Below are 13945 nucleotides of genomic sequence, written 5' to 3'. Positions count from 1 at the left end.
AATGATTGAGTTAATGCCCTTTCAAATAAAAGCATCTGAACAGATGGCTAATAGATATGTTGAATTTAGAAACAGTGATACTAGGCCATATGAAACGAGGACAATCCCTACTCCATATTACCAAGCTCTCTCTGCACTTACTGGAGGAGGAAAGACACCAATTTTAGCTGACACTGTTTTTCAAATACGATTATCAATGCCAACAGAGCCAATAGTGCTTTGGATTTCAAAAGCAAAATCAGTTGTAGACCAAACATACGGTAACTTTCGTGCAGGTGGTAAATATGCACATTTATTAGATTCATTCACTATTACTTATCTTAAGGATTTATCTGAATCCGATATAAAAGATGGAACTAAACCAGTTATTGCAATAGCAACAACAGGAACTTTTAATCAAAGGGATCAAGAGGATAGTTCATTAAAGATATATCAAACCAATGAAGATAAATCCTCCATATCTTTATGGGAGCTAGTAAAACAAAGGCAAACAGCTGAGGGTAAAAGTCGAGACTTAATAATTGTATACGATGAAGGTCATAACCTTTCAGACCAGCAAATAGATCTTCTTTTGGGATTAAAACCCGAAGCACTATTAGTTGCCAGCGCAACTTTAAAAACACCAGGGAAATTAGGACAGATGATTGACAGGATTAAGGCAACTGGAAGGACTAACGATGATTTAGTCACGATTGTTTCAAGTAAGGATATAGTAGATGCACAGTTAGTTAAAAAACAAATTTTGCTTGGTGGGTATGAAACCACAATGGAACTTGCAATAGACCCTTTACTTGAAAAAATGCAAATACTTGAAAGTAAAGTTGAAGAATTAAATCTCAAAATAAATCCTAAGGCAATTTATGTATGCAAAACGAATATTAATCAGGAGGAAGGTATTCCTGATAATCCTGCCCGGGATTTTGAATTACGAAAAGCTCCTCCAATACTAATATGGAAATATCTGGTTACAAAAGGTGTTGATCCTAAATCAATAGCAGTTTATTGCGATTTAAAATTTTCGAAAGACTTTCCACCCCCGGATGATTTCATTTTGTTCTCCAATGGTGAAAGTGATTTCGAGGAATTTCAAAATGGAAATTATAAGCACATCATCTTTAATCTTAGTTTACAGGAAGGTTGGGATGATCCGAATTGTTACTTTGCTTACATTGATAAAAGCATGGAATCTAGTGTACAAGTTGAGCAAGTAATAGGACGGGTTTTAAGGCAACCAAACGCAACTCATTTTCCAGATTCGGACTTAAACACTGCCCACTTTTATATTCGGATGGATGATAGGACAGTTTTTCCCGTAATTATTGAGAAAGTACGTGCGAAGATTGCAAGTGAGTTCCCTGAGGTTGACTTTAACAGCTATACCAATACAGGGTCATCTGGATCAAGAATCCAGGAACCCGTAAAGGGGGTTATGAAAGTTCCTCAAACTCACATTGATGCAAGTGAGGCAATTTTGCCTATTGAAAGAATATTGAATAGTATCCACGACTATAGAGGGGATAACGTAAATACTGTCGGACAAGGAGTACGTTCCGAGACTGTACAAAAAGTGGCCTCTTCTGAAAAATCAGAGATAGTAAGCACTCTCTTACCTCAAACCAATAGGGTAACTGCCAGGTGGATTATTGATAGGGAAATTCAAAAATTATATCCTAGAGCCCGAGGAGTATGCTTATTAACTGATCCTAGACTTGATGCAAAGACACAGTTTACTAGTCCTGCTCATCAGGTATTAAAACAAGCAGGGAACAATATTGTCGATGAATATTTAAAAAATTCCTTATTGGTATCAGACAGAGAAAATTATTATGAAGTTGGACCAGTTATGGTTAATCCAGATTCAGTTCAGCATTTTGAAAATGCACTACATTCTAAGTACAGTGGGCTAAATAGTTTAGAATTGGAATTTGCGAGGGCTATAGATAAAGAAGGATATCCCTGGTCAAGAAACCCCTCAAATGGGGGGTATTTTATCCCCTTATTACATAAGGGGACTAGCAGAAATTTCTTCCCGGATTTCCTTGTCTGGAAGGACAACAAGATATATGCATTGGATCCAAAAGGTGAAAATTTAATTGTCCAAGATGCAGGTAAAAAGTTATTGGATATTAGAGATTTTGAAGGTGATTTAGATATTGCTGTTAGGTTATTTACTAAAGGTAAATGGACGGATTCACCAATTGAAAAATCAAACGAAAGTGGATATACTGTCTGGTCCTTGCGCGCTGGCAAAGTCTGGGCACGCCCATTTGATACAGTGGAAGAGGCAGTAAAAGCTGCATTATTATAAAAAAGTAACCAACCCTTACCGCTTTGTAGCAGATGTTGTAAGGTGTTGGTTACTTTTTTGTAGCTGGCCGTCAATATGTCATTGGCTACCACTGCTCTTTATATTGTCTAGTATTTCAATAATAGGTAATTTTATTCAAACTACACAAAAAAAAGTCCCCCTCAAAGTAGAGGAGAACCATTTAACAACTTACTTTTATATTTAACAACTTACTTTTAAATTTAACAACTATCTTTTATATTTAACAACTTTCTTTTAATAAATCAAATCTTTTTGAAGTGTATTACCTCCTACTCGACCGTCACTGACTTAGCCAAATTCCTTGGCTTATCGACGTCACAGCCGCGGTGGAGGGCCGCGTAATAAGCTAATAGCTGTAAAGGTATGACAGAGATAAGCGGTGTTAATTGTTCATGGACTGCTGGGAGTACGAAGCTGTCTTCGTCCTGTTCAAGTCCTTTCATGGAAATGATGCAAGGGTAGGCTCCGCGGGCAGCTACTTCTTTAACGTTTCCGCGAATGCTTAAGTTTACCTTCTCCTGGGTGGACAGAGCGATGACCGGTGTCCCTTCCTCTATCAAGGCGATCGTGCCATGCTTCAGCTCGCCGCCGGCAAAACCTTCCGCCTGTATATAGGAAATTTCCTTAAGCTTCAAGGCGGCTTCAAGGCTGACATAATAATCAACCGCCCTTCCAATGAAGAAAGCATTCCTTGTGACAGTCAGGAATTCACGCGCAATATGCTCAATGATTTCCTTTAAGTCGCAAAGGACTTCCATTGCATTTGCCACAATGCCGAGTTCCTTGACCAGGTCAAAGCCGATTTCAACACCGCGGCTCTTCGCTGCCACTTCCGCTACAATTGCCAGTACGGCAAGCTGGGCTGTATAGGCCTTCGTGGAAGCAACCGCGATTTCCGGTCCCGCATGGAGCAGCAAGGTGAAGTCCGCTTCGCGTGAAAGGGTCGAGCCAGGCACGTTCGTGATCGTTAACGCCGGATGGCCCATTTCCTTCACTTGGACAAGAACAGCGCGGCTGTCGGCTGTCTCTCCGCTTTGCGAGATAAAGACAAACAATGGCTTTTCGGACAAAAGCGGCATATTGTAGCCAAATTCGCTGGAAATGTGGACTTCAACCGGAATTTTAGCCATACTTTCAATCAGTTGCTTCCCAATGAGGCCGGCATGATAGGACGTCCCTGCCGCAATAATATAAATCCTGTCAGCTGCCTTGATTGCATCAATGATTGTGCCGTCAATGGCCAGTTCCCCATCGTTATCTTGATATTTCTGAATGATTTTGCGCATGACAAGCGGCTGCTCGTCAATTTCTTTCAGCATATAGTGGGGGTGGGTCCCCTTTTCAATATCGCTTGCATCCAATTCAGCCTTATATGGTGCCCGGCTGATTGTTTCACCCTTCAGATCCTGTATGATGACTTCATTCTTCTTAACAATGACAATTTCCTTGTCCATCAGCTCAACGAACTGGTCAGTTACCTGCAGCATCGCCATTGCATCGCTTGCAACAACATTGAAGGTGTCACCAAGACCGACAAGCAGCGGGCTTTTGTTTTTGGCCACATAGATGGTTTCATTATCCTTCTCATCAAGCAATGCAAGCGCGTAAGAACCCTTCAGCAGACTAAGCGTCTTGCGGAAAGCTTCCAGAGTACTAAGGTCATTTTTTGCAAAAAGCTCAATCAGCTGGACGATGACTTCTGTATCCGTATCACTTTTAAGCTCAACATCGTTCAAGTATTCACGTTCTAGCTCTGAATAGTTTTCAATGACGCCGTTATGGACGAGCGTAAACCGGCCGCTGTCACTTTGATGAGGATGCGCGTTGCGAATGCTTGGCGCCCCATGGGTTGCCCAGCGGGTATGTCCGATGCCGGCATTCGCTTCAACACCCATGTCGACGATTCCCCTCAGGTCCGCAATCCGGCCTTTTTCCTTGAACACCTGCACGCATTCACAGTTCATTACAGCAATTCCTGCTGAGTCATAGCCACGGTATTCAAGCTTTTCCAAGCCTTTTAGCAAAATTTCCTTCGCATCCTGATTTCCTATATAGCCAACGATTCCACACATTTTCTTTCCTCCTGTTAAAAAGAGGGCAAGACTGTGCCGAGGGCAAAGCTTGCCCCCTTATCTCTGTAATGTTCTAGTAGGATGCCTTTCTTCCAACATCCTTTTCTATGCGCAGCTTGCTTCCCTTTGTCCATCAAGTCGCCTCAATGCTTTAAGGAGCAATATACGGCCATGCGCTGCGGCCGGGAGGCATCCGCCGAAATCTTCGATAAACCTCCACCTCGTCAACTAATCCCATCTCCGTCCGGATTAGTTCTGGCGCTTTGAATGGTGTAACCTCTGTCCACCCTTCTGTTTAGAATGAAAGTTGGTGTTATTTTGATAAAAATGCCAACTTTAAAAACGAGCAAAATCCATGTTACAGGACGATTGGACATCCGTCAAGATGTAAAGTTCTTCCTGTCTTGACCTAAAACATCTCTCAAAAATACGGACTCGCTTTAAAATAAAATATGCATAAGAGAACAGGAATGTTCCCTTATGCATATCATCGATGTCCAACCTATTCCTTTAGTCCCATTTCCGCCTCAACGACTTCGGCAATACGGTTTACATAGTCACGGCACAGCTCCTCAGTCGGTGCTTCAGCCATAATGCGGACAAGCGGTTCCGTACCTGACGGGCGAACGAGGATCCGTCCATCACCGGCCATTTCAGCTTCCACCTGCTCGATAACCGCCTTTACTTTCTCATTATCAGTAACATGATACTTATCCGTCACACGGATATTAACAAGCAACTGCGGGAATTTCTTGATTTCATTCGCAAGCTCGGAAAGCGGCTTTTTCGTCGCTTTCATAATATTAACAAGTTGAATGCCTGACAAAAGACCATCGCCTGTTGTGTTGTAATCCAGGAATATAATATGGCCCGACTGCTCGCCACCGAGGTTGTATCCGTTTTTTTTCATTTCTTCGACTACATAGCGGTCACCTACAGCAGTCTGCACACTTTGAATTCCATTCTGCTCCAAGCCTTTATAAAAACCAATATTACTCATAACTGTCGATACAACAGTGGAATGTTTCAGCCTGTTTTGCTCTTTTAAGTATTTGCCGCAAATATACATAATTTGGTCGCCATCAACGACTGCACCGGTTTCATCAATCGCAATCAGCCTGTCACCGTCACCGTCGAAAGCAAGTCCAATGTCCGCTCCTTTTTCTAAAAGGAAAGCAGCCAATGCCTCAGGATGGGTCGATCCGACTCCCGCGTTAATATTCAGCCCGTCAGGCGAGGCTCCCATTGTCGACAGGTCAGCATCCAGATCGGCGAAAAGATGGGTCGCCAGCGAAGACGTGGCCCCGTGTGCGCAGTCAAGCGCAATATGGATACCTGAAAAATCTTCATCAACCGTTTGCTTCAAGTATTGAAGATATTTATGACCGCCTTCAAAATAATCATTTACCAGACCAAGCGCTTCGCCTACAGGGCGTGGGAGATTATCCTCAGGAAGATCCATCAGCTGCTCAATTTCATCTTCCTGTTCATCGGACAGCTTGAACCCATCCGGACCGAAAAATTTAATGCCGTTGTCTTCTACCGGGTTGTGCGAGGCGGAAATCATCACCCCGGCCTGCGCTCCAAGTGCCTTTGTCAAATAGGCAACACCTGGCGTGGAAATTACCCCGAGCCTCATGACCTCTGCACCTATGGATAGGAGGCCGGCTACGAGGGCTCCTTCTAGCATATGGCCTGATATCCGGGTATCTCGGCCAATAATGACTTTCGGCCTTTCTGTATCTTTTGTAAGGACAAATCCTCCAAATCTGCCTAGTTTAAATGCAAGCTCTGGTGTAAGTTCACTATTCGCGACTCCGCGCACTCCGTCGGTACCAAAATATTTACCCATTATCCTATCGCTCCTCCTGATCAATCCAAATCCGAATATTAAGCATCAGTATCGTTTGTTATTTTTATCGTTGCTGTTGACTTGGGCATTCGCCAGGAAACATCCTTCGGCCCATCAACCTGGATGTCCACATCATGTTCTCCTTCTTCCAAACCCGACAGTTCTACAAAAATCCTGAAATCAGCTGGACCTAGCGTCCTAATTTTATCTGATGAACCGTACACAAGCAGAGTTGCACTGCCCGAAGCTGGGTCCTTAAATTCCGCCGTTTGGTCAGGTGAAAGGCCCCTGATGTTGACTGGGATAGAGGAAATATTCTTTTCCTCCTCTTTTTTACGCACTTTGACCGTTACCTTAACCAGTTCTGGAGAAACAGTTATGACGCCGTTCGGAATAAGTACAGGCACCGATACGGTCTCAGTTTCCTTTATTTTGCTTAAATCAACCTCGGCCCTTACTGCCTTTACCGCTACCAGCACATCTTCTTCAGCTGTAATAACTGCCTGCTTCGTATCCATATCTATTGACTCAAGTGCAAGCCCGTCTGGGAGCGAGCCTTTTTGAATAAGTTGAATTGGCACTTGCTTCGTCACACTTCTAACAGGGATCGTGACCTCTACGGAGTCAGGTTCCACGATTACATCCAGCTTGTTCAGTTCCCTGTCAAAAACTTTGATTTTCGCATTTCTCGTAGTTGTTTCGACCAGCGGCTCTTTAATATCCACAGTTGCCTTTACATAAGTAATGCTATCGATGACATCCCTTGCCCCTGTAATCTTCACTTTATCCGGACGGACCTTCGGGGGGGAGGCACCGAAGCCGTCTTTTACAAGAGAGGTGTTATACTCCGCCTCGACACTGAATTCCCTTGTAATTCTTTCCTGAATGGAAATCGTTACAGACGCTGGAGAAATGGATGCCTGAAGCTTATCCGACAAGTCCCTCACCTTGAGTTTGACTGTTTTCGTGCCAATCTCTGCTCCAGTTAAGTCGACATACACTTCAAAGTTTTTCAGCGTTTTCGCATTTTGCACATGGCTTTTTGGGCCTGCGACTGTCAAATCAACTGTCTCCGGAATCCCTGTTACAATAAGATTTTTTGTATCATAATAGGCACTTACCGGAACATCCTTAATCGTTTCCGTTGTTTCGTCACCCGGTACGTATTTCTCCTTTAGCTTTTTCCCATCTGAATCTGACGTGGGAACGGACGAATAGAGCAGGAATGCAAGCAGCAGGGCGACAACCTTCACAAACCAGCTGTTATCAAGCATTTTATCCATTTTTCTTCATCCTCCAGTTCCAAAGGGTTGAAGAGGAAGCTTTCTCTTTTTCCTTCCCTACGATTTCAGTTGTGATCATATCTTTGAATGTTTCCCTGCTTAAATCCCGGTACAGCTCCCCATTTTTCGTAAGTGAGATGCTTCCGGTTTCTTCAGATACAATAATTGTAATGCTGTCCGTGACCTCACTGATTCCAAGTGCCGCCCTATGCCTTGTCCCAAGTTCTTTCGATATAAAAGGACTTTCAGATAAAGGCAAATAGCATGCTGCTGCCGCAACATTATTTTTTTGCAAAATAACTGCCCCGTCATGAAGAGGAGTGTTCGGAATAAATATATTAATCAGCAATTCGGACGAGATTTTGCCGTCCACTCTGATTCCTGTCTCAATATAGTCCGACATGCCAGTTTCACGTTCAATTGATATGAGTGCGCCTATTCTCCGCTTTGCCATATAGTCAGTGGCTTTAATAATCGCTGAAGCTGTCCGCTCCCCTTCTTCCTCTTCCTGGCCTCCAGTCCTCGAGAAAAACCGCCCCCGGCCTAGCTGTTCAAGCGCCCGCCTTAATTCGGGCTGGAAAATGATAATAATGGCAAGAAAACCCCAGGTGATGATATTGTCCACGAGCCAACTAAGGGTCCTCAATCCCAAAAAGTCACTGAATAGCTTCACTAGCAGGATGACAAAGATTCCTTTTAAAAGCTGGACTGCCTTCGTACCCTTTATGAGCATAATTAATTTATAGACGACATACCAGATAATGGCGATATCTACAATGCTCGCCAAGTATCGGAAAAGGTTAATATCTCCAAAAGGCATTGGCTTTCCTCCGGTAAGTTAATTAAAAACGCCTTTTAAGGCTGATTAGTCATTTTAAATAGGGCAAGCTTTTCATGCCTGCTTTTATAATAGTATACGTAACCATCTACATTTTTAGGGGTTTTCGATATGTAACTTTCTTATTATACCATAAAATAATTCCTGACCGTAGCAATGGAATGACGAAACGGTTACGGTCCAAAAAGGTTAAAATTGAAAAATAGCCAACAGGTGGCTATTTTTCATCGTTTCCCTTTTTACCATCCAGGCTAAAGAGATCTATAGTAGTTTTTTTAATATTATACCATATCCAGTCAAAGGCCTTATCAACCTCTTCAATTTTCCCTGTCACATTCCCTGCTGACGCTAGATAATTCTCGCCATTAATAACGGTAACATTCCCCTGTACTTCGCCTTCTATTTTAATATCGCCATTTTTTACAACCAAATCGCCTTTTACAACTTTGCCCGCAGGAACAATGACTGTATCATTCTCAATCACGACCTGGTCGGCATTTGTTGTAGAAAAATCTCGGTCACTTTCCCAGGCCGAAAAGAGACTTCCAGCCATTAGGACCATAAAGACCGCTGCTGCTACAATCATGGGGTGCTGTTTCATCCACCGTTGAAAACTGATTTTTTTCTTTTCTTTAGGAAGTTTTGCAATAACCGATGCTGTAAAGTTTTCAGGGGCATGGACGTTAGCGGTACTTTGAATCAAGGCAACCGTTTTATTCATCTCGTGGAATAGAGCCTGGCAGTCTTCACATTTGCCCAGATGCTCTCTTAGCACCCGTTCATTCTCAGGTTCTAAATCATCATCAAGATATTCATGCATATAGACGATCATTTCTTCGGGACAGTTCACATTGTTTCACCTCTTATACATGTCTTAATTGCTTTCTTAATGCTTCCCGCCCTCTATGAATCCTCGTTTTTACCGTCCCCAATGGCAAACCAAGAATTTCACTTATTTCATTCAGCGATAACTCTTCAATATATCTTAAAACAATCACAGATCTGTATTTTTCGGGCAGCTTTAAAATTTCTCCCTGTATTGTTTCATGCAGCTCCATCATTTCCACTTCTTTTTCCGGAAGAGGCATATCTGAAGAAATACGGGAATAAAGGGTCAGTCCTTCTGTCCCTGCAACTTCGGCGTCAAGATAATAATCCGGTTTTTTCTTGCGGATTCTGTCAATACAAAGATTCGTTGCTATCCGATAGAGCCATGTTGAAAATTTATATTCTTGCTTAAAGCTGTCGATGTTCACATACGCACGGATAAAAGCCTCCTGGGCGATATCCTCCGCTTCATGCCGGTTCCCCAACATACGGTACCCGAGCTGGAATAACTTATCCTTATACAATTCAACAATCTCAGCAAATGCATCCTGATCGCCTTTTTTTATTTGCTTGATTCTTTTTTTGACAAGTGCATCCAATTTTTTACCTCCGCCTCTAATTGCGGCTATCTATAGTACGAACCGCTTGCAAAAAAGTTTCATATTACATAAAACAATTTAATTAAAATCTTACCATATCTGCTAAACATAGGTTTGATTTTTCATCTTTTAGGAGATAAAAATAGTAATTTAATGAAAGGAAATGGTATTTATGTGCCCTCTGCTATCAAAACTTGCCAGGGAAATTGAATCTTCCCGCAATGAAATGATTCAGCTCGCGACTCAATCTTCGCTAACCGACCATACTGTCATTGATGCTAGCACAAAACTGGACTCTTTACTAAACACATACAACATTTTAATGAATAAAAAGAATTAAACCCATGCTGAGGACCATTCCCCTATATTAAAAACCAGGAGCCCACATTAACTAGGCTCCTGGTTTCCTTATTATTGCATGAATGAATTAGAGGAGATTTTCCCCAAAAAGAGAACCCATTAATTCGACAGCTACCCTCGCCGTCTTGTTCTTCTCATCAAGGATAGGGTTCACCTCGACAAATTCAGCAGAAGTAATGATTTCAGCCTCGGCCAGCATTTCCATTGCCAGATGGCTTTCCCGGTATGTAATCCCGCCAATTACCGGTGTTCCCACTCCTGGGGCATCTAAAGGATCGAGACCATCCAGGTCAAGGGAAAGATGGACTCCGTCTGTCCTTTCCTTTAAGTATGCGATGGTTTCTTCCATAACCTTTGCCATGCCCATTCGATCTATTTCATGCATAGTGTAGACTTTGATACCCGTTTCTTTTATCAGTTCCTTTTCTCCGTCATCAAGTGCTCTCGCGCCAATAATGACGACATTCTCAGGTTTTACCTTAGGGCTGTATCCCCCTAATTCTGTCAGCAACTTATGTCCAATTCCCAAACTAACTGCAAGGGGCATTCCATGGATATTTCCCGTTGGAGAGGTTTCCGCGGTATTTAAATCACCATGGGCGTCGTACCAAATCACCCCAAGATTCTCGTAATGTCTTGAAACTCCCGCAAGCGTTCCGATGGCAATACTGTGGTCTCCTCCTAGAATTAACGGAAATGAACCCTTCTCAACCACCTTGTCAATCTCTGTGGCAAGTATTTCACTCTTCTTCGTGATTAGCTCCAAATTTCTTAGTTTTGACTGCTGATCAATGACGACTTCGGGTCTCCCGACCGGAATATCGCCTAAATCTTCAATTTCTTCAAATAAACCTCTAAGCCGGTCGACCACTTCTGCATATCGAATCGCACTCGGACCCATGTCAACTCCCCGGCGCAATTGCCCCAGGTCCATTGGCATCCCGATAATGGACAGTTTTTTCATTTTACTCCCCCTCTATTGCCTCTATTTTAACCGCTTTCATTGCAATGACTCAAGTTGACATTATTTTGCATATATATACATTGCAAAGGTAAAGATGCCTTTTTAGCTGTGGGGAGTTGGTGGGAAGGCTTTTGACAGCTGAAGCTTGATTTGCATGGTCGCTGTCTGAACTTGGGGGCTCTTCGGACAGCTAAATCTTGATTTACCGGTTTACTATCCGAACTTAATTATCGAACGTTGTAAAAACATCTTTAGAACCCGAAGGACGGCCTGCCTACTGCTATTCGGTCAAAAGTCTAACTTTAGTGACCGAAGGAACGGACGCCAACCGCTGTTCAGTTAATAAATCGTCGTTTAGTGATTGAAGGAACCGCTGACAGCCGCTGTTCAGTTAATAAGTCCTCGTTTAGGAACCGAAGGAACGGCTGGCCATTGCTCTTCAGTTAATAAGTCCTTGTTTAGTGATCGAAGGAACGGCCGCCAGCCGCTGTTCAGTTAATAAATCGTCGTTTAGTGACCGAAGCACCAACTGGCATATGCTCTTCAGTTAATACGTCCTCGTTTAGGAACCGAAGGAACGGCTGGCCATTGTTGTTCAGTCACTAAGTCTGACTTTAGCGATCTATTTTATTTTAGCGGCCGAAGAGCCAACAGAAATGATTTTGGGCTTATCTGTAAATTACTAATCCTTAGCTAGTTTTATATATAAAGCATAAAAAAGCCTTAAATCAGAGATGATTTAAGGCAAAATGGTCTTTATGTAAATGTGATGGTGGAGCCTAGCGGGATCGAACCGCTGACCTCCTGCGTGCAAAGCAGGCGCTCTCCCAGCTGAGCTAAGGCCCCGGCTATGGAGCGGAAGACGGGATTCGAACCCGCGACCCCCACCTTGGCAAGGTGGTGTTCTACCACTGAACTACTTCCGCATACGGTAATATTATAACGAAAATATAATTATAAGACAAGAATGAAAATGAGCCATGAAGGACTCGAACCTTCGACCCTCTGATTAAAAGTCAGATGCTCTACCGACTGAGCTAATGGCTCGAATGGGATAAAGTCCCCTAAATGTTGATTAATTTATGTTGGATGCTCCGTAGAACTTCCGTCCTACTCCGCAACTCGCAGCTTATTCATGAAGCGTTGCTCGTTGCTCTACCGACTGAGCTAATGGCTCGAATGGGATTTGTCCCCTTATTTTATGTAAGATGCTCCGTAAGCTTCCGTTCTTTCTCGCAACTCGCAGTATATTCATGAAGCCTCGCTCGTCTTTACCGATTGAGCTAATGGCCCAAGAAAAAATAAAAAAGACTGGGCTAGCAGGATTCGAACCTACGAATGACGGAGTCAAAGTCCGTTGCCTTACCGCTTGGCTATAGCCCAATAATAATATCGTTTCCATATTAAGCTTTTCAATACAAATTAAAAAGAACAAACATAGTATTGCTCTTTTGAGTGGAACTTATTCAAAAATGGTGGTGGGGGACGGATTCGAACCGCCGAACCCTGAGGGAGCGGATTTACAGTCCGCCGCGTTTAGCCACTTCGCTACCCCACCGAAAAAATGGTGCCGGCTAGAGGACTTGAACCCCCAACCTACTGATTACAAGTCAGTTGCTCTACCAATTGAGCTAAACCGGCATAATAAGTAGTCATATACATATCATTTCCATAACCTATTTTAGCCTTTCGCTGTGTCCCCGCCTCAGGAAGCAATGCAAGAAGCGGCTCGGCGTGTACAACTCGCAGCTTACTCATAGAAGTAATGCTCGTCTCTACCAATTGAGCTAAACCGGCATAATAACTATCAGGTTATAAAAGATATGGTGGAGGATGACGGGATCGAACCGCCGACCCTCTGCTTGTAAGGCAGATGCTCTCCCAGCTGAGCTAATCCTCCAAATGGTGACCCCTACGGGATTCGAACCCGTGTTACCGCCGTGAAAGGGCGGTGTCTTAACCGCTTGACCAAGGGGCCGTTTTATTAAAAAGCTTCCAAGCGGGCTCGAACCGCTGACCTCTTCCTTACCATGGAAGTGCTCTACCTACTGAGCTATGGAAGCATTAAAAGTTAAATTCAATATTAGTGGCTCCGCAGGTAGGATTCGAACCTACGACCGATCGGTTAACAGCCGATTGCTCTACCACTGAGCTACTGCGGAATAGTAATCATAGATTATACTCAACATTCGCATTTGTGTCCCTGCCTCGGTAAGCCATGCATTGAGCAGCTCGGCGTATACAACTCGAAGCTTATTCGTGGAAGTGATGCTCGTCTCTACGACTGAGCTACTAAGGAATAAATCAAAGCCCGGCAGCGTCCTACTCTCACAGGGGCAAGGCCCCAACTACCATCGGCGCTTAGAAGCTTAACTTCCGTGTTCGGGATGGGAACGGGTGTGGCCTTCTCGCCATAACTGCCGGACAATGAATCAGACATCTATTATTATAATGCCTTTTTAGGTTTTTTCAAGGAAAATTTCATTCCCTCAAAACTGGATAATGCAAGAAGAAGTTCAAGGAACGAATGATCAAATATATTTGTCTAGCTACAGCGTCCAGCGCCTAGTGTACTTCGCTCTTCTCCCTATGATAAGTCAACATCGAATCGCTCACGCTCTTCGTGTTTCCTTTATCTCAGTCGAAGCGCTCCAGTCCATACGCCGCTAAACGGACACTTCCGCTTTTCTATTTGGTTAAGTCCTCGATCGATTAGTATCAGTCAGCTCCACGCGTCGCCGCGCTTCCACCTCTGACCTATCAACCTGATCGTCTTTCAGGGATCTTACCAGCTTAATGCTGTGGGAAATCTCATCTTGA

General features: G+C 43.4%; 9 protein-coding genes, 10 tRNA genes and 2 rRNA genes. 2 read left to right on the top strand and 19 right to left on the bottom strand.

Going from position 1 to position 13945, the window contains the following annotated elements:
* The first annotated feature begins 1 nt into the window (after position 1).
* Entirely contained in the window at positions 2–2308 is a 2307-nt protein-coding gene (locus D1B31_RS19260; protein ID WP_118923479.1) for a DEAD/DEAH box helicase family protein, read from the top strand.
* 290 nt (positions 2309–2598) lie between these two features.
* Here D1B31_RS19260 and glmS read toward each other — a convergent pair whose 3' ends face one another.
* The 6 genes from glmS to sigW all read right to left on the bottom strand — a co-directional run bounded on the left by glmS (position 2599) and on the right by sigW (position 9801).
* Positions 2599–4401 (bottom strand): glutamine--fructose-6-phosphate transaminase (isomerizing), encoded by a 1803-nt coding sequence (glmS, locus tag D1B31_RS19255; RefSeq protein WP_118923477.1) that lies wholly within the window; start codon positions 4399–4401, stop codon positions 2599–2601.
* Between the two features lie 502 nt (positions 4402–4903).
* Positions 4904–6253 carry a phosphoglucosamine mutase gene (gene glmM / locus D1B31_RS19250; RefSeq protein WP_118923475.1) on the bottom strand — a complete coding sequence of 450 codons (1350 nt, stop codon included), beginning with the start codon at positions 6251–6253 and terminating at the stop codon, positions 4904–4906.
* A gap of 38 nt (positions 6254–6291) precedes the next feature.
* Entirely contained in the window at positions 6292–7536 is a 1245-nt protein-coding gene (locus D1B31_RS19245; RefSeq protein WP_118923473.1) for a CdaR family protein, read from the bottom strand.
* Positions 7529–8356 (bottom strand): diadenylate cyclase CdaA, encoded by an 828-nt coding sequence (cdaA, locus tag D1B31_RS19240; protein WP_118923471.1) that lies wholly within the window; start codon positions 8354–8356, stop codon positions 7529–7531. The genes D1B31_RS19245 and cdaA overlap by 8 nt, the downstream gene beginning before the upstream one ends.
* 235 nt (positions 8357–8591) lie before the next feature.
* A complete protein-coding gene (locus tag D1B31_RS19235) occupies positions 8592–9224 on the bottom strand; it encodes an anti-sigma factor family protein (protein WP_118923469.1) in 633 nt (210 codons plus the stop codon).
* A gap of 13 nt (positions 9225–9237) precedes the next feature.
* Positions 9238–9801 (bottom strand): RNA polymerase sigma factor SigW, encoded by a 564-nt coding sequence (gene sigW, locus D1B31_RS19230; protein WP_118923467.1) that lies wholly within the window; start codon positions 9799–9801, stop codon positions 9238–9240.
* A gap of 163 nt (positions 9802–9964) precedes the next feature.
* On the opposite strand from sigW, the gene D1B31_RS19225 reads away from it, so the two are divergent.
* A complete protein-coding gene (locus D1B31_RS19225) occupies positions 9965–10141 on the top strand; it encodes an aspartyl-phosphate phosphatase Spo0E family protein (RefSeq protein ID WP_240035351.1) in 177 nt (58 codons plus the stop codon).
* An 87-nt stretch (positions 10142–10228) separates the two neighbouring features.
* Here the strand turns inward: D1B31_RS19225 and rocF are convergent, their stop codons facing one another.
* The 13 genes from rocF to D1B31_RS19160 all read right to left on the bottom strand — a co-directional run.
* Entirely contained in the window at positions 10229–11125 is an 897-nt protein-coding gene (gene rocF, locus D1B31_RS19220; protein ID WP_118923463.1) for an arginase, read from the bottom strand.
* Positions 11126–11895: 770 nt separating this feature from the next.
* Positions 11896–11971: transfer RNA gene (locus D1B31_RS19215), tRNA-Ala, on the bottom strand.
* A 5-nt stretch (positions 11972–11976) separates the two neighbouring features.
* A tRNA-Gly gene (locus tag D1B31_RS19210) sits at positions 11977–12051 on the bottom strand.
* 48 nt (positions 12052–12099) lie between these two features.
* Positions 12100–12172: transfer RNA gene (locus D1B31_RS19205), tRNA-Lys, on the bottom strand.
* 264 nt (positions 12173–12436) lie between these two features.
* Positions 12437–12508 (bottom strand) — tRNA-Gln (locus D1B31_RS19200).
* 90 nt (positions 12509–12598) lie between these two features.
* Positions 12599–12683 (bottom strand) — tRNA-Tyr (locus D1B31_RS19195).
* 7 nt (positions 12684–12690) lie between these two features.
* Positions 12691–12766: transfer RNA gene (locus D1B31_RS19190), tRNA-Thr, on the bottom strand.
* A gap of 183 nt (positions 12767–12949) precedes the next feature.
* Positions 12950–13025, bottom strand: a tRNA-Val gene (locus tag D1B31_RS19185).
* A 3-nt stretch (positions 13026–13028) separates the two neighbouring features.
* Positions 13029–13103: transfer RNA gene (locus D1B31_RS19180), tRNA-Glu, on the bottom strand.
* Positions 13104–13115: 12 nt separating this feature from the next.
* Positions 13116–13188, bottom strand: a tRNA-Thr gene (locus tag D1B31_RS19175).
* 24 nt (positions 13189–13212) lie between these two features.
* Positions 13213–13287 (bottom strand) — tRNA-Asn (locus D1B31_RS19170).
* A 147-nt stretch (positions 13288–13434) separates the two neighbouring features.
* Positions 13435–13550, bottom strand: a 5S ribosomal RNA gene (gene rrf / locus D1B31_RS19165).
* A 267-nt stretch (positions 13551–13817) separates the two neighbouring features.
* Positions 13818–13945: ribosomal RNA gene (locus tag D1B31_RS19160) — 23S ribosomal RNA — on the bottom strand; the annotation flags it as partial.

The organism is Neobacillus notoginsengisoli, from assembly GCF_003515685.1.
Lineage (GTDB): Bacteria > Bacillota > Bacilli > Bacillales > Cytobacillaceae > Bacillus_D > Bacillus_D notoginsengisoli.
The sequence above is the reverse complement of the archived record's forward strand: the minus strand, read 5'-3'. Positions and strand labels throughout refer to the sequence as shown.

Coding starts and splice junctions, on each gene's coding strand:
- rocF (WP_118923463.1), bottom strand. CDS start 11,125: ATGAAAAAACTGTCCATTATCGGGATGCCAATGGACCTGGGGCAATTG.
- glmS (WP_118923477.1), bottom strand. CDS start 4,401: ATGTGTGGAATCGTTGGCTATATAGGAAATCAGGATGCGAAGGAAATT.
- D1B31_RS19225 (WP_240035351.1), top strand. CDS start 9,965: ATGGTATTTATGTGCCCTCTGCTATCAAAACTTGCCAGGGAAATTGAA.
- cdaA (WP_118923471.1), bottom strand. CDS start 8,356: ATGCCTTTTGGAGATATTAACCTTTTCCGATACTTGGCGAGCATTGTA.
- D1B31_RS19260 (WP_118923479.1), top strand. CDS start 2: ATGATTGAGTTAATGCCCTTTCAAATAAAAGCATCTGAACAGATGGCT.
- glmM (WP_118923475.1), bottom strand. CDS start 6,253: ATGGGTAAATATTTTGGTACCGACGGAGTGCGCGGAGTCGCGAATAGT.
- D1B31_RS19245 (WP_118923473.1), bottom strand. CDS start 7,536: ATGGATAAAATGCTTGATAACAGCTGGTTTGTGAAGGTTGTCGCCCTG.